The sequence below is a fragment of the Lujinxingia vulgaris genome, from assembly GCF_007997005.1.
In the GTDB taxonomy this organism is placed as follows: Bacteria; Myxococcota_A; Bradymonadia; order Bradymonadales; family Bradymonadaceae; genus Lujinxingia.
On sequence record NZ_VOSL01000013.1, the window covers coordinates 46,370 to 70,845 of the forward strand.

Here is a 24,476-nt window from a genome sequence, read left to right on the forward strand (position 1 = left end):
CCCGCCGGTGTCTCTATTTCCCGCGTGCGGTAACGAGTTATGGGTCGTCTTCTACGTGTTCATGAGCGCCGCCCCTCCCGGGCGGTCACTTCCCTCTCCTCATCAGCCTCAACGAGGCTATCGCCCCTGCTGGCGATTCTGGCAGCGCTGGCAGCGCTCACCATTGTGGCCGCGCCGCTACAGATCAGCGCGCAGGAGCTCGACGTCCCCGAAGGCGCCTACGCCGAAGACGCCTTTGATGAGGGCGATCCGCGCGTCGAGAAACGCCTGATTCTCGACCACACGACCGCCTCCCCCGGCCAGACCATCACCGCCGGGGTCCAGTTTAAGATGGACCCCAAATGGCATATCTACTGGCGCAACTCCGGCCAGGGGGGCATGAGCACCGAGGCCAGCCTCACCGCCTCCGCAGGCCAGATCTCCGAGCTCCGCTGGCCCGCCCCCACCGTCTACCATGAGGCCGGCGGCGAGATCATAACTTTTGGTTATGGCGACGATGTGCTCGTGTACTGGGAGGTCGCGCTCCCCGACGATCTTCAGCCCGGCGATGAGGTCGAGCTCAAGGCCAACGTCGACTACCTCGTCTGCAAAGTCGACTGCATCCCCGGCCGCGCTGAGCTCACCCGCACGATCACCCCTGGCGAGGCGCCCGAGCCGGCCGACGCCACCGTCGTCGCCCTCTTTGAGGAGGCCCGCAGCGCCACCCCTCAACCCACCTCCCGGCGTAAACTCAACGCCTCACTCCGATACTCCAAAGCCCCCATCGCCCCCGGCGAAGACTTCCGCGCCGAGCTCGCGATCATCGGCTGCGAGACGCCCGACGCCCCCGACTGTCTCAACCTCGGACCCCCGCCCGAGCGCCCCGCCGACGCCTTTGTCTTCGACACCCTGCCCCAGAGCCGCCTGGAGGTCGCCCGCGTCAGCCCGCACCCCACCGCACACTCCGGCTGGTTCATCGAGCTTCAAGGGCGCACAAGCTCCGACACACCCTCGGGCGACCAGCGCTTAAGCGGCGTGCTCAAGCTCATCGACGCCGCCGGCCAACCCCTGCCCACCTTCGTCGACTTCCTCTTCCCCCGCACCGAGAGCGCTGAAGCGCAGGCAATGCTGCTCGGCGCCGGCGCTCCGACCGACCTCAACCCAGGCCCCACCTCCCCCGCATCACCCACCGACAACGCCCCCTCAATCTTCGCGATCTTACTCCTGGCTTTTGCCGGCGGCGCGCTCCTCAACCTGATGCCCTGCGTCTTCCCGGTGCTCGCCATCAAGGTCTTCTCCTTCGTCAAACTCGCCAACGAAGAGCGCCAGAGCGTCTATGTGCACGGCGCGGCCTACACCGCCGGCATCGTCACCTCCATGATGGCTCTGGCCGGCGTGGTGATCGCCCTGCAGCAGATCGGCACTCAGGTGGGGTGGGGCTTCCAGTTTCAAGAACCGCGCTTCATCGCCGTGGTCGGCGCCGTGCTGGTGATCTTCGCCCTCAACCTCTTCGGCGTCTTCGAGGTCACGCTCAACCCGGGCCGCCTCCAGAACCTGGCCGACGCCCCGGGCGGGGCGCGCCGCAGCTTCGGCGAGGGCGTGCTCGCCGTCGTGCTGGCCACGCCCTGCTCGGCGCCTTTTCTGGGCACCGCCGTGGGCTTTGCCCTGGCGAGCAGCCCCTTTGTGATCGCGCTGATCTTCATGACCCTGGGCCTGGGCCTGGCCGCCCCCTTCGTCGCGCTCACGCTCATCCCCAACACCGCCCGATTCCTGCCGCGCCCCGGCCCCTGGATGCTGGTCTTTAAGCAGTTTCTGGGCTTCGCGCTGCTCGGCACCGTCATCTGGCTGCTCTGGCTCATCGGGCAAATGAGCGGGGCGATGGCCCAGACCGCCCAGCTCATCTTCCTGCTCAGCTGCGCGCTCGCGGCCTGGATCTGGGGTCAGGTGCAGTTTGGCAGCACCACAAAACGCCTCCTCGGCGGCCTGGCTGCCCTGGCGATCATCGCGCTGAGCGCCTGGCAGACCCTCACCCTCACCGCCGACGCGCCTCCCCCCGAATCGACCGCCTCACAGGCCTCCTCCACCAACGCCGAGGGCATCGCCTGGATCCCCTGGAGCGAAGAGGCCGTCCAGGCCGAGCTGGCCGCCGGACGACCGGTGTTTATCGACTTTACAGCCACCTGGTGCATCACCTGCCAGGTCAACAAACGAAACGTCCTGGAGACCCCGGAGGTCATCGCCGCCGTTGAAGAACACAACGTCGCCATGGTCATCGCCGACTGGACCCGGCGCGATGATCGCATCCGCGCCAAACTCGCTGAGTTTGGCAAGGCCGGGGTGCCGATGTACCTTCTCTACCACCCCGACTCACCCGAGGATCCCCGCGTCCTGCCTGAACTTCTCACCCGTCAGATGGTGATCGACGCCTTCGCCGCGCCCTGACGCTCCGGCGCTCGCCACACCTTTGCAGCCCACCCCGACTTCGGCCTTATGATGCGCTGAGGCCCCCACGTTGAACCTTGTTGAGGAGAGACCATGCACCGCTTCAAATGGATGATGATCGTTACGCTTACCCTGGGCGTCGGCGCGCTGAGCGCCTGCGAGAACCCCGAAGCCGAGCCTGGCGAAAGCCCCGCCGAGGCCACCGCCCCCGAGAGCGAGGCCGCGCAGACCGCCGAAGGCACCGCCGTCGGCACCGATGAGGCCGCCCGTCAGGCCGCCGCCGCACAGGGCGAGCAGGAAGGCGCCGCCCCCGAAAAACCCATCGTCGGTGAGCCCGCCCCCGACTTCACGCTCGTCGATGAGGCCGGAAACTCCCACACCCTGAGCCAGTACAAAGGCAAAACCGTGGTGCTGGAGTGGTTCAACATCCCCTGCCCCTACGTCAACCGACACTACGACGCGGGCACCTTTGACACCCTGCTCAAAGAGCATGGCGAGGCCAATGAGATCGTCTGGCTGGCCATCGACTCGACGCACAACAACACCCCCGAAGACTCGCAGGCCTGGAAAGCGAAGACCGACGAGAAGCGCGAGTTTAGCTACCCCATCCTTCAGGATCCCTCCGGGGAGGTCGGCCGCCTCTACCAGGCCAAGACCACCCCGCATATGTTCGTGATCGATTCGGCCGGTATCCTGCGCTACATGGGCGGCATCGACGACGATCCTCGCGGCCAGAAGGAAGAGCCCACCAACTACGTCGACGCCGCGCTCACCGCGATGGCCGCCGGCGAAGACATCGCCACCACCGAAGCCCAGCCCTACGGCTGCACGGTGAAGTACGCCGACGGCAGCTAAGCCTCCGGCAACCGCCGAAGATCACCACGTGATGGGCCCCCGGCGAGCGTTGCTCGCCGGGGGGCTTTTTACAAACTGGCCGCATCGTCAGGTTTTATGCGCCTCATCGGCCTTTCCCCTTCCGGCGGCGCGCACACGATCTTCGCCCTACTGCCCCTCCACACTCAGGCGCACATCCGCAAAACACGCTGCGGAATCAGGCCCCAGCGCCTCATCGGGCACCTCCCGCCCCAGCGCGCTCAGGGCGTGCGCGGTGGTGTAGTGGGCGATCACCTCCCGGGCGCGGGTCGCCTCCAACGTCGCCTCCTCGCAGGAGCGCACCAGGGTGAGCCCCACAATCGGGGGCACCTCCACGCCCTCATCCACCAGGCGCGCGACCATGGCGTGTGGGCCGCCCAGCAGCTCGCAGACCCGGGTGCTGCTCAGATGCCCCATCCCCTCGACCTCCACAAGCGCGCCCTGGCTGGCGCTGGCCTCGCGCCGCTCCCGCACCCGCTCCGGCGTGGCCAGCACATCGGCGTCGCCAGCGATCCACATCACGCGCGCCTGCTCCCGGGCCACCGCCGCTGACGCATTCCAGAACACCGCGCCGCGCACCCCCTCGTCGTCAAGCATCGCCGCAGCGGCTCGCGCCCCGGCTGAATGCCCCACGACCACCACCTGATCATCTGCGATCACCCGTCCCAGCCCGGCGTCCTCCTCCAGGGTCACACGCGCGGCGCGCAACACCTCCCGCGCCCGATCCTCGCCAGGCTCGCCAGTGGCCAGCACGTGGCGTAGCCCCCACTCGCTGATCTGCGGCGCGGCGACCACCAGCCCGTGGCTGGCCATCTGCACCAACACATCGGCCGACTGCCCGGCAAAGCCCCCCGGCCCGTGCGCAAAGAGCACGACCCCGAACCCGCCGTCGCGGTGGTTATACGCATCGTGGCGCGCCTCCAGCATCCAGCGCCACCCGGGGTCGAGCAACCCCGTCCGCAGGGCGTCGGGCATCTGCTCGCGCACATCGACGGCGACCCGCTGCATCGGGCTGTCGTCGATCGCCGGATAATAAACCTCCATCAGGTGGTCCTCATCGATGCGCAACGTGCGCATGCCCACCTCATAGGGCCCCATCGCGTCAAAGAGCTCGCAGAACTCCCCGATCACCTCCGGCGGCACGCCCTGACCACCATCGGGCTGTTGAGGCTCACTGCTGGCCTGACACCCGCTCAAGCTCACCGCCCACAGCCCCAGACACACCCCCACGAGAAGTACGATCCACGCCTCCAGCCCATCGCCCTGCTGCGCTCGCTGTCTCACGGATTCCCCCTGCGCGCTGCCGCGCTTGTAAGCCTTGCCCCCCCGCACTATTCTGCGCCCGCCCGGGGCCCTCAAATTTTGGTCCCACCTCGACATCTCTTCCAGAAAAGCGATCCACCTATGAGCACCGACCTCTCCCCCAAGAAAATCGCCGAGGAGGTCCAACGCCGGCGCACCTTCGCGATCATCTCGCACCCCGACGCCGGTAAGACCACCATGACCGAGAAGCTCCTGCTTTACGGCGGTGCCATCCACCTGGCCGGCAGCGTCAAGAGCCGACGCGCCGCCAAACACGCGGTCAGCGACTGGATGGAGATGGAGCAGCAACGTGGCATCTCCATCACCTCCTCGGTCTTGCAGTTCCCCTATGGCGACTACGCCATCAACCTGCTCGATACCCCCGGCCACGCCGACTTCTCGGAGGACACCTACCGCACGCTCGCTGCGGCAGACAGCGCCGTGATGCTCATGGACGTCGCCAAAGGCGTCGAGCCGCAGACCATCAAGCTCTTCAAGGTCTGCGCGATGCGCAAACTGCCCATCTTCACCTTTGTAAACAAGATGGACCGCTACGGCCGCCCGCCGCTGGAGCTGATGGAGGAGATCGAAGAGATCCTCGGCATCCGCTCCTGCCCCATCAACTGGCCGATTGGTGATGGTAAGGAGTTTAAGGGCGTTTACGACCGGCTCAATGAAAAGATCATCGTCTTCGACTCCCAGGGATCCCACGGGGAGTCGATCGTCGAGGAGGTCACCGTCGATCTCGACGACCCGCAGGCCGAAAAACTCCTGGGCACCGACCGCTACCTCAAGCTCCTCGACGACATTGAACTTCTGGACATCGCCGGCGACCCCTTCGATCTGGAGCGGGTGCGCGCCGGCGAGCTCACCCCGATGTTCTTTGGCTCGGCGATGACCAACTTCGGCGTCGGCCCCTTCCTCAAAGCCTTCGTCGAGATGGCGCCCTCGCCGGCCGAGGCCAGAGACCGCGCCGCGGTCAACCCGACGCGCCCCGACTTCTCGGGCTTTGTCTTTAAGATTCAGGCCAACATGAACCCGGCCCACCGCGACCGCCTGGCCTTTATGCGCATCACCTCCGGCGTGTTCGAAAAAGACATGCAGGCGACCATCAAGCGCGACAACCGCCAGCTCAAGCTGGCCTACCCCCAGACCTTTATGGCGTCGGACCGCGAGGTCGCCCAGCGCGCCTTCGCTGGCGACATCATCGGTCTGTATGACCCGGGGCATTTCCGCATCGGCGACACCCTCTTCACCGGCGACGCCGTCGAAGAGACCGAGATTCCCCGCTTCAGCCCCGAACATTTCGCCGTGGTCGAGATCAAAGAGGCGCTCAAGCGCAAGCAGCTCACCAAGGGCCTCGACCAGCTCTCGGAGGAGGGCACCATCCAGGTCTTCCGCCAGCCCCACCTGGGCGATCTCGACGCGGTGGTGGGCGCCGTCGGTATCCTGCAGTTCGAGGTGCTCCAGCACCGCCTGGAGAACGAGTACAAGGTCAAGGTCAACCTGCGCCAACTCAACTTCAAGCACGCCCGCTGGGTCGATGGTGAGCCCTTTGACGAAGACGCCTTTAACCGCCAGGACTACACCAAGGTGCTGCGCGACCGCGACGATCTGCCGATTGTGCTCTTCCGCAACGACTGGGCGCTCAACTACTGCAGCCAGCAGAACCCGAAGCTGCGTTTTCTGCCCAACCCCCCCGGCACCCCGGGGCTGGAAGAGCTGCACGGGGCGACGGTCTAAGACGCGACATCACGGCCTCCTTCGCGAGGCCAGTGAGACTCCGCGCCACAAAAAAAACGGACGCCTCGCGGCGTCCGTTTTTCTTTTATTATCAACACCTTAGCCCATCATCACATCCAACCACCGAGCTCCGCCTTGAGCGGACGCGACATCAGATCGGTGACGGCCTGGCGGGTGTCTTTGCCCTCGTAAATCACCTGGTAGACCTGCTCGCTGATGGGCATCTCCACGCCGATTTTGGCGGCCAGGTTATGCACGCTGCGCGACGTCTTGATGCCCTCGGCCACCATGTTCATCTCGCTCAAAATCGCGTCGATGGTCATGCCCTGACCGAGCTTAAAGCCCACAGTGCGGTTACGGCTCAAGCCGCCGGTGCAGGTGAGCACCAGGTCGCCCATGCCCGCCAGACCGGTGAGCGTGAGCGGGTTGGCGCCCATGCGCACGCCCAGGCGCGTGATCTCGTTGAGCCCGCGGGTGATCATGCCCGCCGAGGCGTTTAAGCCCAGCTCCATGCCGCTGACCGCGCCGGAGGCAATCGCGATGACGTTTTTGAGCGCCCCGCCGATCTCCACGCCCACCACGTCGTTGGAGGTGTAGGCGCGAAAATAGCCGTTGCTGAAGACCTGCTGCACCTTCACCGCCAGGCGATGGTTGTAGCTGGCGATGGTCACCGCGGTGGGTTTGCAGGTGGCGACCTCCCGGGCAAAGCTCGGCCCGGAGAGGTAGCATAAGAAGGGGTGAAAACGCGGGGCGAGCACATCTTCGAGGATCTCGCTGACGAGCATCAGGGAGTCGTTCTCGATGCCCTTGGTCGCGCTGACGATGGGGACGCCATCGGGCAAAAAGGGCGCGGCCTGGGTCATCACCTCGCGCAACACGTGGCTGGGGGGCACCGAGACGATCATCGCTTTGTCGCGGACCGCCTCCTCCATGTCGTTGGTCGCGCGCAGGTTCTCGGGCAGGTCGATGCCTTCGAGGTAGACCGCGTTCTGGCGCGTGCTGTTGATCGTCTCGACCAGGGTGGGCTCATGGACCCACATCATCACCTGATGGCCCTGGTCGGCCAGAAGCCTTGCGAGCGCTGTTCCCCAGGAACCACCTCCGATCACACCGATCTTCATGCGTACCTCCAGCTCACCACCGAAGCCAATTAAGTGGATGAATTTAAAAGCGTTTCAGGCATTTCTCGTGCGCCTGCGCAAGAGGCGCAGCGTCTCGGCCGGGTTGCCAAAGACCTCGTGCAGGCGCTCGTTGGCGTCGCGCATCTCCTGCACCAGCGCCTCGGCCAGCTCGTCGACCAGACGAAACGCCACGGCGTCGCCGGCCTCAAACATCGCCTCAAAGCGCTCGCGGTCCAGCTTGAGCACCACGCTGCGCTCCAGGGCTACAGCCGAGCTGTGGTGCCGCCAGGGTTTGACCAGGTAGGAGAGCGCCATGAAGGTGCCGGGCCGGTCGATCTGCGTGACCTTGCGCCCGACCGGCTGGCGGGTCAGCGATTGCTCCAGACGCCCGGAGATGAGCACGTAGCAGGACTGCCCCTGGCGGCCCACCGCCCAGAGCACCTCGCGCGGGGCGAGCGTGCGCACGTCGCAGGCGTCGATCAGGCGATCGAACTCCTCGTCGCTCAGCGCATCGAAAAAGGGTCGGGTGCGCAGCGCTTCGCGGGCCAGGCGGTGACGGTCAGTCGGCATAGATGAGTCCGGCGTCAAAAGCTCAGGCCTTCCGAAGGCGACCGAGCATATCGTGAAGTTGGCTCTCAAAGGCGTCGATATGGTCGTCCGGGTCTAAGAAGACCTCCTGAACGCGCTCATCGGTCTGGCGACGTCGTTCCCCGACGGTGCGCGCCAGCCCCAGAATGATCTTGTAGGCGGCCTTGCTGCCGGCGCGGCGCATCGCCTCGAAGGAGGCGCGGGAGAGTTTGAGGACTTCCACCTCATCGACCGCGCTGACGGTGGCCGAGCGGGGACCGCCCTCAATCAGGCTCATCTCCCCCACCACCGTACCCTCGCCAAGGGTGGCCAGGACCACTTTCTCACCAAGGGGGCTGACCGCGGCGACCTCCAGGGTGCCGCTGCGCACGATGTAGAGCGCGTCGGACTCATCGCCCTGCTCAAAGAGGGTCGTCTGAGCCTCCATAGCCTCGACGGTGCAGGCTCCCACCACCTCGCTGACCTCGGCGGCGCTCAGGGTCTGGAAGAGCTCCAGAGACTCAAACACCGCGCGAAGATCGGCGGTGCGGGTGGTGATCGTTGTGCTCATAACGCACTCGTCGCAGAGGGTGCGCCCGCCAAAGCCGGGGCGCGTTCAATCCAAGCGGGCGCAGCGCACATCCGCGCCAGGCTCGCCGCAGTGTATCGGCGCACCTGCGAGGGCGCAACAACTTCGCCCGGCCCGTCGCCGGCGGTCACGCGATGGCCAAACCTCCCTCTGCCCATCATTGACCATCCTCAATCAATGTCGAAATTCACACTATTCGCACTTCAACGCGTCCCCTCGTCGGCCGGATGGACTCCGCCTGGCGATCCGCGTTGATCATCGGCTGCCACAGGGAGCGAGGCCCTCCTTAATTAAGGAGGACCGAGCACCGACGCAGGCCGTACCAACCAAGGAGCAGTACTATGAGAACGATGCGATGGATCAGCATCTCCCTCATCGGCGCGGCGGCGACCCTGCAGTGGGGCTGCGGCACCGAGCTCGATCCCACCGATGACGTCACACTGAGCTACTCCAGCGCGCTGGCCGGCGACTTCATGGAGCCGGTGGTCGCCTCCACCGGCACCGGCGACATCGACGTCGCCCTCGACGACGATGACACCCTGCGCATCGAAGGCGACTTCGACAACCTCGTCGCCGACTTGCGCGAGTTCGGCGGCGGCGCGGTGCATCTTCGGGAAGATACCGATGAGGAGACCGCCCGCAGCCTCTTTACCTTCGATGTGGAGGTTGACGACGACGATCGCGGCGGCAGCTTCTCCGAGAATATCGATCTGACCGAAGACCAGGTCCAGGATTTTCGCGCCGGGCGTTACTACATCACCGTGCACAGCGCGGCCTACCCCGATGGCGAGCTGCGCGCGCAGCTCAATGAGTCGGCTCCTGACGTCTCGATCTTCGACGACTCCTGGGGCTTGATGCTCACCACGGACGCCCAGCCCCACGATGTGGATAGCGACGCCGAAGGCTGGATGTGGGCTATTCTACGCAGTGACAACACGGTGGTGATCAGCGGCGTGGTCGACGATCTCACCAGCGAACTCGTCGAGATCAACGGCGGTGCGGTTAACCTGCACGACACCGACGACGATGAAGACACCGGCCCGCTGCTCTTCAACCTTGACTACGAGATGATCGACGAGGACAGCGTGCGCTTCTGGTATACCGCTACGCTGAGCACCGCGGAGACACTCGAGATGGAGTCGGGTGACTTCTACGTCAATGTCATCACCGAAGATAACCGCGACGGGGAGGTCCGTGCCGACATCAACCACGACGATCGCAACTTCTTTGAAGAGATCTGGGATGATGTGATGGACGACCGCGACCCGACCACCGAAGATCCCCCCTTCTGATCGCGTTGATGCGCGTTAAGGGTTGAGGTTTTGCAAGATCGCCGGGAGCTCTGCTCCCGGCGTTTTCACTCTGCGCATATCCCGGCGCGCCGGCGCATCGGAGGCCGGCACGAGCTCGACGATCGTAAAGCTCAGCGCGTGACGCGCGTCTTTCGGATGATGCTCCACTGATTCCACCACCCACTGATCGCTCTCAAAGGCGGGGAAGAAGGTGTCGCCCTGGTGGCGGTCATGCACCACGGTGAGGATCAAGCGGTCGGCGACGGGCAAGGTCGCCTCATAGAGGGTGGCGCCCCCGCCGATCATCGCCTCATCGGCCTGATGGACCTGGCGCGCCGCGTCGAGCGCCGCGTCGAGATCATGGAAGATCTCGGCGCCTTCGGCCTCATACTCTTCGTTATGGGTGAGCACCAGGTTGGGGCGCTTTTTGAGCGGACCTCCCAGCGATTCAAAGGTCTTTCGGCCCATGATCACCGGGCGGCCCAGCGTGCGTTTTTTGAAATGCGCAAAATCATCGGGCAGCCGCCACAGAAGATCGTTCTGGCCTCCGATGGCCATCCCCTCATCCAGCGCGGCGATCAGCACGATCTCCATGCTCAGACCGCGATCGGGGCGCGGATCGTGGGGTGCGACGCGTACCCCTCGATGCGGATGTCGTCGAAGGTAAACTGGTCGATCTCAGTGATCTCCGGATTGAGCCAGAGGGTGGGGAGCGCCATCGGCTCCCGGCTCAGCTGCAGCTGCGCCTGCTCGATGTGATTGAGGTAGAGGTGCGCGTCGCCCAGGGTGTGCACAAAGTCGCCGGGTTTGAGCCCCACGACCTGCGCCACCATCGAGGTCAGAAGCGCATAGGACGCGATGTTGAAGGGCAGCCCCAGAAAGATGTCGGCGCTGCGCTGGTAGAGCTGGCAGCTCAGCCGGCCCTGGCTCACATAGAACTGAAAGAGGGTGTGACAGGGGGGGAGCGCCATCGACTCCACATCGGCCACATTCCAGGCGCTCACGATATGACGACGCGAGTGGGGGTTGTGGCGCAGCTGCTCGATGACGCGGGCGATCTGGTCAATATGCCCCCCGTCGGGCGTGGGCCAGGAGCGCCACTGCACCCCGTAGACCGGCCCGAGGTTGCCCTCCTCGTCGGCCCACTCATCCCAGATACGCACCTTATTTTCCTTAAGATACGCGATGTTGGAGTCGCCGCGCAGAAACCACAAGAGCTCATGAATGATCGAGCGAAAGTGCAGCTTCTTGGTGGTCACCGCCGGAAAGCCCTTCGAGAGATCGAAGCGCATCTGGTGGCCGAAGATGCCCCGGGTACCGGTGCCGGTGCGATCGTCGCGCACCGTGCCGTGCTCCAGCACGTGAGCCATCAAATCGAGGTAGGCTTGCATGGTCGTGGCTCGCGCAAAAATCAGGCCTGAGGGCCAAAGCCCAGGATGATGTAGCCGCCGGACTTCTCGTCTTTCTTAAGCTCCAGCAGGCCGCGTTTTTCGGCGTCTTCGAGCAGATCGCTGAAGTTGCGGTAGCCGTAGAAGGTCTCGGAGAAGTGGGGCTTTTTGCGCTTGATGGTCTGCTTGACCATCGAGCCCCACACGTTCTCATCGCGCTCGCGGAAGAGCGACTCGGTGGTGTCGAGCACCAGGTCCAGCGCCTCTTCTTTGGAGCCGACCTCATCGGCCTTGGTGTGCTGAGGGGCCGGCGCCGACTTCGGGGTGCTCTCGGTGGCACCATTGGAGCTGCTGCTCGCGGAGCTGCTCGTGCTGCGCGACTTCGCGCTGCTGCGGTCGCGGCTCTTGCTCTTCTCGGCCTTCTTGGACTTGCGCTTATCGCGCACCAGATCGTCGTAGAAGATGTACTCATCGCAGTTCTCGATGAGCAGATCCGAGGAGGAGTTCTTGACCCCCAGGCCAATCACTTTCTTGTTATTTTCCCGCAACTTACTGACGAGCGGCGAGAAATCGGAGTCCCCGCTGATGATCACAAAGAGGTCGACGTGGGCCTTGGTGTAGCAGAGGTCCAGGGCGTCGACGACCATGCGGATATCGGCGGAGTTTTTGCCCGAGTAGCTCACATGCGGGATCTCAATGAGCTCAAAGGCCGACTCGTGCATCGGCTTTTTGGAGGACTTGTAGCGGTCCCAGTCGGCGTAGGCTTTTTTGACAACGATGTTGCCCTTATCGAGCAGGCGTTGGAGCACGAGGTGGATGTCGAAGTCGTCGTACTTCGCGTCTTTGGCGCCGATGACGACGTTCTCAAAGTCGGCGAAGATCGCGATATTAGGTGCGTCCATAAAGGGTGTTCCTTGGGGAAAATTGTATCAACAAAACAGCTTAAAAAGCGGCGCGTCTGCGCCGCAGCCTAACGGATGAGCCCCTTAAGGCGCAACCTCTGCGCGCGGCGCACCGATGAGCCTTGAAGCGTTTGGGGGCTTGTCGCCGCGCGCTGACGTGCTTAGGCTCCGCGCCGCCCTCGCCACCTGTGATGCGTCCATTCGGCGCCGTGGCGAGGTCCGATACTGACCTTCTTATGCCCCCGGAGACCATCATGCGAATACTGCACACCATGCTGCGCGTCGGAAACCTCGAGCGCTCCATTGAGTTCTACACCAACGTTCTGGGCATGGAGCTTCTGCGCCAGAAAGACTACCCGGGAGGCAAGTTCACGCTGGCCTTTCTGGGCTACGGCCCCGAGTCGACGCACCCGGCGCTGGAGCTGACCTACAACTGGGACCGCGAGAGCTACGATCTGGGGGATGCCTACGGGCATATCGCGCTGGGTGTCGATGACATCTACGCGACCTGCGACGCCATCAAAGCCGCCGGCGGCAAGGTGGTGCGCGAGCCCGGCCCGATGAAGCACGGCACCACCGTGATCGCGTTTGTCGAAGATCCAGACGGCTATAAGGTCGAGCTGATTGAGCTGGGCACCCAGGGCGGATGAGCCCGCCGATCCCGCGGCCTCGCCAGGCTCATCCTCATCATGGCGGGGCCGGGGCCGATGACGAGGGCGGCGCGTCGCGGCGCGCATCGCCGGAGTGCGCGGGCAGGCTGAGTTGAAAGCGCGCCCCCCGACGGGAGGGGCAGAGACGAAGTTGCCCTTTGAGCTCGTGCGCGATCGAGCGCGAGAGGGAGAGCCCCAGGCCGGTGCCCTCGCCAACAGCTTTGGTCGTGAAGAAGGGATCGAAGATGCGCTCGCGCAGCTCCTCGGGCACGCCATGCCCCGGATCCTCGACCTCAATGATGACCTGAAGGTCGTGGGAGAAGAGGCGCAGCGTGATGGTGCGCCGCTCCTCGGGAAGATCTTCGACGGCGTGCAGGGCGTTGATGAGCAGGTTGACCACGATCTGCGTCAGCCGTGAAGGATCTGCGACGACAGACGGGGTTGGCTTGAAGTCGGTGCGCAGGGTGACCCGATGGTTGAGTTGCGCGCGAGTCAGGCGCATGGCGGCCTCGATGGCCTCCATCGGGTCGATGATCTCGGCCTCGTCCATCTCGGTACGATGCGAGAGGGAGAGCATGTCGCGCACGATGTGGGCGACGCGCTCGCTGCCGGATTGCGCCGCCTCCAGGGAGCGTTGCAGCTCGTCGAGGTGCTCGATGAGGCGCTCTCCGGCGCCATTGGCCCGCTCGTCCGGCGGCAGCGCCAGGAGCTCGGGGAGTTCCTCAAGCACCTCGCGGGCAAAGACGATGTTGCTGGTGATGTAGGAGAGGGGGTTGTTGATCTCGTGGGCGACGCCGGCGGCCAGGGTGCCAACTGCGGCCAGACGATCGACCTGGGCGATGCGCTCGCGCATCGCGGTGATCTCGGAGACGTCCCAAATCAGCGCCAGAAACATGGGCTCAGGCTGCGAAGGCGCTACCACGATCGTGTACTCGACCGGGATCCAGGCTTCATCTTGCCCATCGCGCACCCTCGCCGGATGGACTTGAAACGACGCTGCCCCACCGGGATCAGCGATCACTCCGTCCAGATATGCGGGAAGATCAAAGCTGTCTGTATCGATCGTCATGCACTCCAACAACGCTTGTCCCAGCGCCTCATCACGCGAGATACCCCAAAGGGCTTCGGCGCTGGGGTTCCACTCTTTGATCGCCATGGTGTCGTCGAAGACGATAATGGCTTCGACTGCGTTGTTGATCAGCATCTGCGTGCTCAGCTCGCGCTCATTGACCTGTTCGCGCAACGCGACCTCTTCGACGCAGAGCTGATTGTAATGCCAGACGAGCCCCAGAAAGATGATCGCGAACCCGCCGGTTCGCGTGACCTGGGAGGCCAGAAAACCCGGGTCGTAGAGCGCCTCGGAGGCCAGCGCTGCGTAAAGCTGGCTGGCGAAAAAGGGCAGCGCGCTGAGCCAGAGCGCAAAGGAGAAGACGCTGCGGTAGACCCGATCCACCCATGGAAAGACCACCAAAAGCAGGAGCGCAAAAAGCAGCAGCGCGGGAAGATCCATCGGTCGTGAGAGCAGCTGCCCCGGGGAGAGATCGAGAGGGAGCCTCGTGGAGGCGGCGGTGAGCCTGACACACACAATCGCCAGCGCAGCCAGGATCAGGGCGGTCGTCACAAGCGCCGCGCGGCGCAGGCGCTCCGACATCTGGAGGCGGTGGCGACGTACGAAGATCGCCCAGAGGCTCGCCAGTACCAGGATCGCCGCGGTGAGGGTCTGCGAGATCGTCCAGTTGTAAAAGAGAAACTCCGGCGGGCTGACCACCTGCTCAAAGAGCCCGTAAAACGCCAGAAGATGCCACGCGGTAACAAAACTCGCCCAGAACCCCACCGCGGCGATCATGGCTGCCACCGCGTCGGGCTGAAAGCGCGCACGCGACGCGGCCAGGATGGCGGTCGCCAGCGTCAGACAGACCACCGTCCATTCCAGCGCCGAGTAGATGCTCACCTCCAGCATCAACTCATGGAGGCGGTGGGAGCCCGGGGTAGCTCGCAGCGCATTGAGGTCGGTGACGTCGGTCAACACCTCATCGACGCGACTGGCGGCCACGCGAATGCCCAGCCCCGTCAGGATCTGCGGGAGAACGCAGAGCGCTGCGACCAGGGCGAAGAGCCCCGCGCGCGCGCCTGTGCTGAGTTGACCTCGTGATGCGTCGTCCACCGCCCCTTCCCCCGACACAGATCCCCCTTCGATGGTTTGAAGCGCCTGCCTTTAAAAGCCCATGGCCTCGGCCAGGTGGGTCTCGCAGAGGGCGGTGGCGTCGCCGCTGCGCTCGCGCAAAGCCTCGCAACCCTCGCAACGCTGTGCCTGGTCGTAGACCTTCTCGTCGCGTGACTGCTGATCGAGCTCCATCAGCCGCTCCTGCGCGCGGGCGCTGGCCGGGACGAAGTTCTCAACGTCCCAGCCGGGCTTGTTTTTGAGGGCGCGCACGCCCTCCTGCACCACGCGTTTTTTATGACGATTGCTGTAGTTTTCGGACATCGGTCCCTCCGCCGGCGGACGTCGTGAATGCGCGCGATGGCGCCGCCCCCGATCTACCGAAAATCAACTCGACTCGTCGAGGGTAAAGCCCACATCGACCTTAACCTGGTAATGGGCGACCGACCCGTCGGTGATGTGACCGCGGGTCTCCTTCACTTCAAACCAGCGCATGTTGCGCACCGATTCCCCGGCTTTTTTCAGCGCGTTATCCACGGCTGCTTCGATGCCATCTGGCGAGGATCCGACGAGAGTAATGACCTTATACACATGTTCGCTCATGAGGGAGCTCCTTCAAGAAAAAGTCGTCTGTGGCCGCGCCAGCAAAAGCGATGCGCCCTGCGGGCCGGCCCTCGAGTGTGGGGCAGAACCTGCGCACATCACCGGAGATGGCCAGCGCCAAATTCTCTTCGTCGCGGAGACTTGCTTTTTTGTGCAGGTGGCGACACTTGGCGCGACCTCCCCGCATGGCGGGGTTTTGTTTTCGTCTCTGTGATGTTGAATGACCTCTGAGGTGACCATGTCGACGCCGTCCTCATCCCGCGACTCCGACGCGCCCGCCGGCGGCGCGCCGCCGACCCGCATCCGCGCGATCAACGACGCCCCTGTGCGCGAAGAGGGAGAGTTTGTGCTCTACTGGATGGTGGCCCATCGCCGCCCCCACTGGAACTTCGCCCTGGATCGCGCGGTGGCCCTGGCCGAAGCGCTGGAGAAGCCTCTGGTGGTGCTTGAGGCGCTGCGCCACGGCTACCGCTGGGCCTGCGATCGTTTTCACGCCTTTGTGCTCGAGGGCATGGCCGCCCAGGCCGACGCCTTTGAGGGCGCACCGGTGCTCTACTACCCTTTTGTGGAGCGCGAGGATGCGCCGGGCACAGGGCTTATTGAGGTGTTGGCCGAGCGCGCCGCGGTGATCGTCAGCGACGACTACCCGGCCTTCTTCCTTCCGCAGATGCATCGGGCCGCCGCCGAGAAGATCGCGGTGCGCCTGGAGCTCGTCGACTCCAACGGGGTGGTGCCGATGCGCCTGCCCGATACGATCTTCTCGCGCGCCTACGACTTTCGCCGCTTCCTGCACAAAAACCTCGACGCCTGGGTCGACGACTTCCCGCGCGAGGCGCCTTTTGAAGGTGTGACGCTGCGGGCGATCGAGGGATTGGGCGAGGCGATCGAGTCGCGCTGGCCCCGGGCCGATGAGTCGCTCTTGAGCGCCGATCGAGACGCGCTGGCCGCCCTGCCCATCGACCATAGCATTGCCCCCTCCGAAGAACTTCGCGGGGGCTGGGAGAAGGCCGAGCAGCGTCTTAAGACCTTTGTGGACTGGCGGCTCGACCGCTACACCGACGATCGCAACGAGGTGGAAGACGGCGCCGCCAGCGGACTTTCGCCCTATTTGCACTTTGGTCACATCAGCCCCCACGCGATCTTTCGAGCGGTGGCCGAGCGGGAGGGGTGGAGCCCCTCGGACGCCAACCCCAAACACGCCAGCAAACGCGCCGGCTTCTGGGGGATGAGCCCCGGCGCGGAGAGCTTTCTCGACGAGCTCTTAAGCTGGCGGGAGGTCGGCTTTAACCGCTGCGTCTTCGACCCCGAGGGCTACGACCGTTATGAGAGCCTGCCGGACTGGGCACAGCAGACGCTGGCGGAGCATCGCGATGACGCGCGCGAGCACCTCTACACGCTGGAGGAGTTCGCCGCCGGCCACACCCACGACGAGCTCTGGAACGCCGCGCAGATGGAGCTCGTCCACCGCGGGGTGATGCACAACTACCTGCGCATGCTCTGGGGCAAAAAGATCCTTCACTGGAGCGAGTCACCGGAGGAAGCGCTGGCGATCATGATCGAGCTCAACAACCGCTACGCCATCGACGGCCGCGACCCGAACTCCTACAGCGGCATCTTCTGGGTGCTCGGTCGCTACGACCGCGCCTGGGGCCCGGAGCGCGAGATCTTTGGCAAGATTCGCTACATGACCTCCGACAGCACGCGTCGCAAGATGAAGGTCGACGGCTACATTGAGCGCTGGGCCGCCGAGGTCGAAGATGCCTGAGTTCAGCCGCCGCACCGGCTACCCCGTCAGCGCCCTCAAGCTCTACGACTGGCACGCGCGGCCCGGAGCCTTTGAGCGCCTGGTTCCCCCCTGGGAGTCGATCGAGGTGCTGGAGCAGAGCGGCGGCATCGCCGACGGCGCTCGCCAGGTGATGCGCATTCAGCAGGGCCCGGTGGGCGTGATCTGGGAGGCCCACCACCGCGATCATATCGAGGGGCGCCAGTTTGTGGACGAGCAGGTGCGCGGCCCCTTTAAACGCTGGCGACACACCCACCGCTTTGAAGATCTGGGCCCGGAGCAGAGCCTGTTGATCGATGAGGTCGACTACGCCCTGCCGATGGGCGCGCTGGGGAGCTTCTTCGGCGGACGTTTTGCCGAAGATCTGGTGGAGGCGATGTTTGCGTTTCGCCACCGCCGCACCGGCGATGATCTTCGGCGGCATCAGGCGCTCTCTCAGACACCGCTGCGCGTGGCGGTGAGCGGCAGCTCCGGCACCATCGGGCGCGCGCTGGTGGCCTTCTTGAGCACCGGCGGTCATGAGGTGTTGAAGATCGTGCGGCGGCGCGCGATGGCTCCCGACGAGATCGCCTGGTCGGTGGACACCGGAGAGGTGGAGCACCACAAACTCGAAGGGCTCGACGCGGTGGTGCACCTGGCCGGCGAGCCGGTGTTGGGAGAGCGGTGGTCGACGGCGAAGCGGCGGCGCATCGACGAAAGTCGTTCCCACGGAACGCGGGCGCTGGCCCGGGCCCTGGCCGAGCTTAAGACGCCGCCCGGGGTCTTTTTGAGCGCGAGCGCCATCGGCTTTTATGGCGATCGCGGCGAGGAGGCCCTCGATGAGAGCTCGGATGCCGGCGAGGGGTTTCTGGCCGAGGTGTGCCAGCGGTGGGAGGCGGCCACCGAGGCGGCGCAGAACGCCGGGGTGCGCACCGTGCATCTGCGTATCGGGCAGGTGCTCGACCCGCGCCACGGTGCCTTTGCCGAGCTTCGGCGCGCCCGGAAGCTCGGGGGCGCCACGCACATCGGGAGCGGCGCGCAGTTTATGAGCTGGATCGACCTGGACGATGTGCTCGGCGCGATCCTCTTTCTGATGGCCGACGAAGGGGGCCGCGCGCTTAAGGGGCCGGTCAACCTGGTGGCGCCCCGGGCGCAGACCAACGCCGAGGTGATGGCGACGATGGCCCGGGTGCTCGGCGGTGTGAAGCTGATGCCGGTGCCCGGCGCGGCGGTCAAGACGATCCTCGGCGCCGACGCCGCACGCGAGACCGCGCTGGCCAGCCAGCGGGTGGCGCCTCGCCGCCTCATCGACGCCGGCTTTGAGTTTTACTATCCGGAGCTCGATGCGGCTCTGGAGATGAAGTTCGGGGTGACAAACGAAGGAGGAAGCGAGGGCTGAGCCTGGCGAGCAGCCCTAAACGAGGCCGGCGGCGCGACGCAAAAAGTCGTGATGTTCCGCGGCTCTGGCGGGGTCGGCGACCTCCCGGGCGGTCTCAACGCCCCGCGTCGCCGCGGCGCGCAGGAGGGTGGGCTCGGTCAGATAGCGGGTGAGATCGCTGGCCAGCGCCCGGGCATCACCGGGTGGGTGCAGCGCGTCGACGGGCAGAAGCTCGGGCAGCCCCCCCGCGCTGCTCCCCAGGGTGGGAACCGCGCGGGAGAGGGCCTCGACGACCGCGCGGGGGAGCGCGTCTTCGCGGCTGGGTTGCACGTAGAGGTCAAGGGTGTCGAGCCAGTCGAACACGTCCCGGCGAGGGAGCACGCCCTCAAAGTGCAGCCGTCCCCCGAGGCCCATCTTTCGGGCGCGCTCCAGCCAGGGGGCCGGATCCCCGCTGCCGACGATATGCAGCGAGGGGCGCAGTCGCTCCGGGAGCAGAGCGGTGGCCTGAAGCAGCACGTCGAGGCCTTTGTAGTGAAGATCGTAGGCGGCGATCATGCCCACACGCGCCGGAGAGGCTCCCCCGGCGTCGATGCGGGCCAGGCGGCTGCGCAGCCCCGCCCGGGAAGGGGGCTCGATGCGGGCGTCGCTCAGCGCCAGCGTGCGGCCCTTGCTGGGGTAGCGGCGCTGGAGGTAGTGGCGAGTGACGTAGTGCACAAAAGGGGCGCGGGCGGCCAGCGCGCGGGTTTGAAGGGCGGCCAGAGGTGCGTAGATTTTTCCGGAGATTGAGCCGTGATGCCAGTAGGCGCCCAGGGGGCAACCGACGACTTCGAAGACGAGGTTCTTTTGAGCGCGTAGCGCGCAGAAGGCCGCCAGGTTTCCCAGCACGCTGGTGCGAGCGATGACCAGATCGGCCGGGGCGATGAGCGCGTCGAGCTGACACAGGGCATGGGGCATGTGGGTGAGCCAGCGCGTGGGGCTGGCCAGATCGGGGAGCGCGACGAAGTTCACCCCGGGGCGGTCGGCGCGGGAGGCTCCCGGTGGCGGGGTGGCAGGGCGCAGGCGGCCGGCGACGGTGAGCCGGTCGAAGACTTCCAGGTAGGGCTCCCAGCTCGCGCGATCGGGGGCGCCGGGGGCCCACATCTGGCCGGCGTGAGGGTAGAAAATGCTGTCGTGAATGAAGATGGCGAGCGTCATGGGCGCCAGAAGGTCGAGATGGAGGTGGGGTCTGTGGCGCGGCGGTGCAGCGCAGAAGCGCGGTGCTGTGGAGGTGCCCGGGGTGCGCAGCGTTAAGGAGCGTAGCAGAGGGCGGGGGGCGCAGACCACCCGCACGTCTCCTCGCCAGCGCGCAGGCGGAGCAGAGGTTTGGAGAGGGGGCGTTTCGCCAGCTGTATCGCGGATGAGCGCCCTGGTTTGAGTCGCACTGCAGGGTCGTCACGCGGTCCTGGCCGCGCGAGGAGACGGGGGACGAGAGCAGGCTCTCGTTGCCCGAAGCCACAGGGAAGCCATAAGGGGGAGAGGATGGTCGCAGCAGAGCGAAAGGGGCAGCCTGAACGAGACGAGGAGCGCATCGATCCGCGGGCGCGTTTTGCGCAGATGGAGGGCCCGCATAGCGAGAAGCTCTACGCTCAGATGCGCCTGATCCGCCGCTTTGAGGAGCAGCTTCTGGAGCGCTTTGATCGAGGCTTGCTGGTGGGCACGACCCACGCCTACATCGGCCAGGAGGCCGATGCGGTGGGGGTGATCAACCACCTGCGCGCCGGCGACGTGGTCTTCAGCAACCACCGCTGCCACGGTCATTATCTGGTCTGGGGCGACAAGCCCGAGGCGCTGGCCGCCGAGCTGATGGGGCGCTCAGGAGGGCTTGTGGGTGGGCGCGGCGGCAGCCAGCACATCTGCGACGGGGGGTTTTATACCAACGGCATTCAAGGGGGCATTGTGCCCGGCGCCCTGGGGCTCTCGCTCGCCAAAAAAGTGCGTGGCGAGGATGCGGTGGCGGTGGTCTTCATTGGCGACGGCACGCTGGGCCAGGGCGTGCTCTATGAGTGCCTGAACATGGCCAGCCTGTGGGGTGCCCCCCTTCTGGTGGTGCTGGAAGATAACGGCTGGGCCCAATCCACGCCCAGCTACCGGGAGGTGGCCGGCTCGATGCTGGAGCGCGCGCGCGCCTTCGGGCTCGAAGCGGGTGAGATCGAATCGACCGACGCCGAGGCCATCTACAACCACTTTGAGGGCATCGTGGAGGAGGTTCGCCAGAGCGTGCGCCCCCGGCTGGAGGTGATCCACACCTACCGCCTCTGCCACCACTCTCGCAGCGACGATCACCGCCCCGCCGAAGAGATCGAGGCCAGGCGCGCCGACGACCCGCTACCGAAGCAGCGTCAGCGCGTCAGCGAAGAGCGCGCCGCCGCTATTGAGCAGGCCGTCGAGCGCAGGCTTCAGCAGGCCTTTGAGGCAGCCGAGGCCCAGCCTCAGCCCTCCGTCGATCAGCTCGATGATCCTCTCCTTCGCGGGATGCCCGGCCCCCAGAGCTGAGGCCGCGCCAAAGCCAGCCAGGCGAATCGTTTACCCGAACCGGGAGCCGCTCATGAGTCAGACCGTGTTGGAGTCATTAAATCAAGCGATGCACCGCATGATGCAGGAGGATGAGCGCGTGCATCTCATCGGCGAAGATCTTCTCGACCCCTACGGCGGGGCCTTCAAGGTGAGCCGCGGGCTCTCCACCGCCTTTGAAGATCGGGTGTGGACGACCCCGATCTCGGAGGCAGGTTTTGTGGGGGTGGCCATCGGCATGGCCATGGGTGGGCTCTTGCCGGTGGTCGAGATCATGTTCGGCGACTTTGTGCTCCTGGCCGCCGACCAGCTGATCAACCACGGGGCCAAATACGCCTGGATGTACAACGAGAAGGTCGATGTGCCGCTGGTCGTGCGCCTGCCCATGGGCGGGCGGCGCGGCTACGGCCCCACCCACAGCCAGACCCTGGAGAAGCACTTTCTGGGCGCGCCGGGCCTGGCGATCGTGGCCACCAACCCCTTTGTCGACAGCGGTCAGCTGCTGGAGACGGCGACCCGTTACGACCGCCGCCCGGTGCTCTTTGTGGAGAACAAAAAGATGTACGCGCGGCGCCAGCGCCCGATTCAGGGGGGGCGGTGTGAGGCGATGGCGGCGCGCATCAGCGCGGGCCCCTACCCCAGCGTTAGCTTGAGCTTCGGGGGCTTTGAGACCGCCGACCTCACCCTGGTCGCTTACGGCGGCATGGCCGAGCTGGCGGTCGAGGCGGCCGAGCGCCTGCTCATCGAAGATGAGCGCTACTGCGAGGTGGTGGTGCCCACCTCCATTCAACCTCTGGAGATGGATGCCATCGCGCAATCGGTCGCGCGCAGCGGACACCTCGTGGTGGCCGAAGAGTCGCCCGGCGCCGGCGGCTTCAGCGCGGAGGTGATCAGCGCGCTACCGGCGGCGGCCTGGGCGGCGCTGCGCGCCCAGCCGCAACGCGTCTCCGCGCTCAACCTCCCCATCGCCAACAGCACGGCGCTGGAGGCGGCGACCCTTCCCGATGTTGGCGATCTTCTCGAAGCGATGCGCCGCGTTCTGCCGGCATCTTCCTCGCGAAGCGCCACAGGCTGAGTCCCAAACCGGTCTTGATCTCAGGCGCACCGCCCCGCTGACCCCACTGATGTTTTGCACTGAGGACACCCATGGAATGGCTACACATCCCGATGCTCAACGCCAACGAAGATGAAGTGGAGGTCGTTGAAGTTCATGTCGAAGAAGGCCAGGAGGTTGAGCGCGGTGAGGTGCTCTGCACCCTGGAGTCCACCAAAGCCACCGCCGACGTGGAAGCCCCCGTCGACGGCTTTGTGCGCGCGCTGGGGGTGCGCGAAGGCCAGCGCGCAAAGGTCGGTCAGCCCCTCTGCGCGCTGACGGAAACGGCCGACGAGCCGGTGCACCTCTCTGCGACGCAGGCCAGCGCCGGCGCCGAGGCCGATGGGGATCTTCCCCGGGCCACGCGCCGCGCCGCGGCGCTGGCCAGCGAGTATGAGGTCGATCTTCGCACGATCCCCCATGAGGGCATCCTCACCGAGCGCGATATCCTCGCGCACCTGGGCCAGGGCCAGGGCGCGCTGCGCGCGCCAGGCGATCAAGCCGCCCGAGACCACGCCGAGATCGAGGTGGGAGGCAGCGGAGACGCCATCGTGATCTACGGCGCCGGCGGCCACGCCCGCGTGGTCATCGATATGGTGCGCGAAGGGCGTCGCGATCTGCGCATCATCGGCATCATTGATGACGCCCCCGACCGCCCCGATGAGCTGCTTGGGGTGCCGGTGCTGGGCGACGCCTCGATGTTCGCCGGGCTGCGCGAGCGCGGCGTGCGCCTGGCCGCCCTGGGCGTCGGCGCGGTCACCCACAACGCGCTCCGCGCCGAGCTCTTCGCTCGCCTCAAACGCGAGGGCTTCTTGATGCCCAACCTCATTCACCCGCGCGCCGCCGTTGAGTCGTCGGCGCAGATGGGCCAGGGCAACCAGATCTTTGCCGGCGCTGTGGTCAGCTCCTGCGTGCGCCTGGGAGACAACACCATCATCAACAGCAATGTGGTCGTCAGCCACGACTGCGTCGTCGATGATCACGCTCACCTCACCCCCGGCGCGCTCCTGGCCGGGGGGGTCCAGGTGGGCCCCCGGTCTGTGGTGGGCATGGGTGCCACGATCTTCCTGGGGGTGCGCGTGGGTGCCGATGTGGTCGTAGGCAACGGCTCACACATCCTCCAGGACCTCGAAGACTCCCGCGTAGTGCGCGCCGGCGAGCGCTGAACGCTGCGCGGCGCGGCGGCGTGTCGCAACGCGGGGCCCGCCGCGCCGCCCTTCTCCGTGCGCAGCCCTGCATGGTCCAGGCTCACGTCACAGAGCCGCGCCTGGCGAGCAGCTCACACCCCTGCCTCTTGTTCACCGCGCAAGATACGCTACCCTCCTGCCCGACCCTTTGCTGAGGAGCGCCCATGCCCCTGTACGACCACCTCAAACGCACCATGGATGTCGTCGCCGCCGGCGCCGGGCTTGTCGCCACCGCCCCGGTGCTCGCTGCGAGCGCGGCAGCGGTGTATGTGACCATGGGCCGACCGATCTTCTTTCGGCAGCAGCGGCCCGGGCTCGGTGGCGAGCCCTTCGAGCTGATCAAGTTTCGCACCATGCGCCTCTCGGCCCCCGGCCAGGATGATATCGGCAGCGAGGCGAACCGGATTACCCCGGTGGGGCAGTTTCTGCGCTCGACAAGCCTCGATGAGCTCCCCACCCTGATCAATGTGCTGCGTGGCGAGATGAGCCTTGTGGGGCCGCGCCCGCTCCTGATGCGCTACCTGCCACGCTACAGCCCCGAGCAGGCGCGTCGTCACGAGGTGCGACCCGGCGTCACAGGCTGGGCGCAGATCAACGGGCGCAACGCCCTGAGCTGGGATCAGAAGTTTGCCCTGGATGTCTGGTACGTCGACCACCGCTCGCTCACCCTCGATCTGAAGATCCTGCTGGGGACCGTCGGCAAGGTCTTCGCCCGCGAAGGCATCAGCCAGAGCGGGCACGCGACCATGCCCGAGTTCATGGGCAATGAGGACGCCGATCCTGCCGCCGGCAACGAGGCCGACCCGGCACAAAAGGGTGCCTGATTCACCTTAAAAATCAAACACTTAGCCCCTTAAAAACACAACGCCGCAGCCTCAATGGCTCGCGGCGTGG

General features: G+C 65.7%; 22 protein-coding genes. 11 read left to right on the forward strand and 11 right to left on the reverse strand.

The window, feature by feature from the left end:
• Positions 1–39: 39 nt before the first annotated feature.
• Positions 40–2,421 carry a protein-disulfide reductase DsbD family protein gene (locus FRC96_RS02545; RefSeq protein ID WP_146972467.1) on the forward strand — a complete coding sequence of 794 codons (2,382 nt, stop codon included), beginning with the start codon at positions 40–42 and terminating at the stop codon, positions 2,419–2,421.
• Positions 2,422–2,514: 93 nt separating this feature from the next.
• Entirely contained in the window at positions 2,515–3,276 is a 762-nt protein-coding gene (locus FRC96_RS02550) for a redoxin domain-containing protein (protein ID WP_230469799.1), read from the forward strand.
• 147 nt (positions 3,277–3,423) lie between these two features.
• Here FRC96_RS02550 and FRC96_RS02555 read toward each other — a convergent pair whose 3' ends face one another.
• Positions 3,424–4,578: a hypothetical protein gene (locus FRC96_RS02555; protein WP_146972468.1), complete on the reverse strand. Its 1,155-nt coding sequence runs from the start codon at positions 4,576–4,578 to the stop codon at positions 3,424–3,426.
• 120 nt (positions 4,579–4,698) lie between these two features.
• Here FRC96_RS02555 and FRC96_RS02560 point away from each other — a divergent pair, with 120 nt between their 5' ends.
• Positions 4,699–6,339, forward strand: a complete 1,641-nt coding sequence (locus FRC96_RS02560) for a peptide chain release factor 3 (RefSeq protein WP_146972469.1) — start codon at positions 4,699–4,701, stop codon at positions 6,337–6,339.
• A 110-nt stretch (positions 6,340–6,449) separates the two neighbouring features.
• Here the strand turns inward: FRC96_RS02560 and FRC96_RS02565 are convergent, their stop codons facing one another.
• Genes FRC96_RS02565 through FRC96_RS02575 form a run of 3 tightly spaced genes read right to left on the reverse strand, consistent with a single transcriptional unit; the run spans position 6,450 to position 8,598 of the window.
• Positions 6,450–7,460 (reverse strand): NAD(P)H-dependent glycerol-3-phosphate dehydrogenase, encoded by a 1,011-nt coding sequence (locus tag FRC96_RS02565; RefSeq protein ID WP_146972470.1) that lies wholly within the window; start codon positions 7,458–7,460, stop codon positions 6,450–6,452.
• A 54-nt stretch (positions 7,461–7,514) separates the two neighbouring features.
• Positions 7,515–8,030, reverse strand: a complete 516-nt coding sequence (locus FRC96_RS02570; RefSeq protein ID WP_146972471.1) for a Crp/Fnr family transcriptional regulator — start codon at positions 8,028–8,030, stop codon at positions 7,515–7,517.
• A 22-nt stretch (positions 8,031–8,052) separates the two neighbouring features.
• Entirely contained in the window at positions 8,053–8,598 is a 546-nt protein-coding gene (locus tag FRC96_RS02575) for a cyclic nucleotide-binding domain-containing protein (protein WP_146972472.1), read from the reverse strand.
• A 359-nt stretch (positions 8,599–8,957) separates the two neighbouring features.
• Here FRC96_RS02575 and FRC96_RS02580 point away from each other — a divergent pair, with 359 nt between their 5' ends.
• On the forward strand, positions 8,958–9,908 hold the full coding sequence (locus FRC96_RS02580; protein ID WP_146972473.1) for a CHRD domain-containing protein: 951 nt from the start codon (positions 8,958–8,960) through the stop codon (positions 9,906–9,908).
• A 15-nt stretch (positions 9,909–9,923) separates the two neighbouring features.
• Here FRC96_RS02580 and FRC96_RS02585 read toward each other — a convergent pair whose 3' ends face one another.
• The 3 genes from FRC96_RS02585 to FRC96_RS02595 are packed head-to-tail and all read right to left on the reverse strand — an operon-like array spanning position 9,924 to position 12,198.
• On the reverse strand, positions 9,924–10,502 hold the full coding sequence (locus FRC96_RS02585; RefSeq protein WP_146972474.1) for a dihydrofolate reductase: 579 nt from the start codon (positions 10,500–10,502) through the stop codon (positions 9,924–9,926).
• Between the two features lie 2 nt (positions 10,503–10,504).
• Positions 10,505–11,299 (reverse strand): thymidylate synthase, encoded by a 795-nt coding sequence (locus tag FRC96_RS02590; protein ID WP_146972475.1) that lies wholly within the window; start codon positions 11,297–11,299, stop codon positions 10,505–10,507.
• A gap of 20 nt (positions 11,300–11,319) precedes the next feature.
• The gene (locus tag FRC96_RS02595) at positions 11,320–12,198 is read right to left on the reverse strand and encodes an NYN domain-containing protein (protein ID WP_146972476.1); all 879 of its coding nucleotides are present in this window, start codon (positions 12,196–12,198) and stop codon (positions 11,320–11,322) included.
• Positions 12,199–12,452: 254 nt separating this feature from the next.
• On the opposite strand from FRC96_RS02595, the gene gloA reads away from it, so the two are divergent.
• A complete protein-coding gene (gene gloA / locus FRC96_RS02600) occupies positions 12,453–12,848 on the forward strand; it encodes a lactoylglutathione lyase (protein ID WP_146972477.1) in 396 nt (131 codons plus the stop codon).
• 37 nt (positions 12,849–12,885) lie between these two features.
• Here the strand turns inward: gloA and FRC96_RS02605 are convergent, their stop codons facing one another.
• The 3 genes from FRC96_RS02605 to FRC96_RS02615 all read right to left on the reverse strand — a co-directional run bounded on the left by FRC96_RS02605 (position 12,886) and on the right by FRC96_RS02615 (position 15,612).
• A complete protein-coding gene (locus tag FRC96_RS02605; protein WP_146972478.1) occupies positions 12,886–15,012 on the reverse strand; it encodes a two-component system sensor histidine kinase NtrB in 2,127 nt (708 codons plus the stop codon).
• A gap of 51 nt (positions 15,013–15,063) precedes the next feature.
• Positions 15,064–15,333 (reverse strand): hypothetical protein, encoded by a 270-nt coding sequence (locus FRC96_RS02610; protein WP_146972479.1) that lies wholly within the window; start codon positions 15,331–15,333, stop codon positions 15,064–15,066.
• 63 nt (positions 15,334–15,396) lie between these two features.
• Positions 15,397–15,612, reverse strand: a complete 216-nt coding sequence (locus FRC96_RS02615; protein WP_146972480.1) for a dodecin — start codon at positions 15,610–15,612, stop codon at positions 15,397–15,399.
• 238 nt (positions 15,613–15,850) lie between these two features.
• On the opposite strand from FRC96_RS02615, the gene FRC96_RS02620 reads away from it, so the two are divergent.
• Together FRC96_RS02620 and FRC96_RS02625 are read left to right on the forward strand one after the other, a co-directional pair.
• A complete protein-coding gene (locus tag FRC96_RS02620; protein ID WP_146972481.1) occupies positions 15,851–17,377 on the forward strand; it encodes a deoxyribodipyrimidine photolyase in 1,527 nt (508 codons plus the stop codon).
• The gene (locus FRC96_RS02625) at positions 17,370–18,773 is read left to right on the forward strand and encodes a TIGR01777 family oxidoreductase (protein WP_146972482.1); all 1,404 of its coding nucleotides are present in this window, start codon (positions 17,370–17,372) and stop codon (positions 18,771–18,773) included. The genes FRC96_RS02620 and FRC96_RS02625 overlap by 8 nt, the downstream gene beginning before the upstream one ends.
• Positions 18,774–18,788: 15 nt before the next feature.
• On the opposite strand, the gene FRC96_RS02630 is transcribed toward FRC96_RS02625, so the two are convergent.
• Positions 18,789–20,075 (reverse strand): glycosyltransferase family 4 protein, encoded by a 1,287-nt coding sequence (locus FRC96_RS02630; protein WP_146972483.1) that lies wholly within the window; start codon positions 20,073–20,075, stop codon positions 18,789–18,791.
• A 195-nt stretch (positions 20,076–20,270) separates the two neighbouring features.
• Between FRC96_RS02630 and FRC96_RS02635 the strand changes: the two genes are divergently transcribed.
• The 4 genes from FRC96_RS02635 to FRC96_RS02650 all read left to right on the forward strand — a co-directional run bounded on the left by FRC96_RS02635 (position 20,271) and on the right by FRC96_RS02650 (position 24,406).
• Positions 20,271–21,284, forward strand: a complete 1,014-nt coding sequence (locus FRC96_RS02635) for a thiamine pyrophosphate-dependent dehydrogenase E1 component subunit alpha (protein WP_146972484.1) — start codon at positions 20,271–20,273, stop codon at positions 21,282–21,284.
• Between the two features lie 52 nt (positions 21,285–21,336).
• On the forward strand, positions 21,337–22,377 hold the full coding sequence (locus FRC96_RS02640) for an alpha-ketoacid dehydrogenase subunit beta (RefSeq protein ID WP_230469800.1): 1,041 nt from the start codon (positions 21,337–21,339) through the stop codon (positions 22,375–22,377).
• A 71-nt stretch (positions 22,378–22,448) separates the two neighbouring features.
• A complete protein-coding gene (locus FRC96_RS02645; protein ID WP_146972486.1) occupies positions 22,449–23,561 on the forward strand; it encodes a NeuD/PglB/VioB family sugar acetyltransferase in 1,113 nt (370 codons plus the stop codon).
• A 185-nt stretch (positions 23,562–23,746) separates the two neighbouring features.
• Complete coding sequence (locus FRC96_RS02650) at positions 23,747–24,406, forward strand: sugar transferase (protein ID WP_146972487.1); 660 nt, start codon at positions 23,747–23,749, stop codon at positions 24,404–24,406.
• The last annotated feature ends 70 nt before the right edge of the window (positions 24,407–24,476 follow it).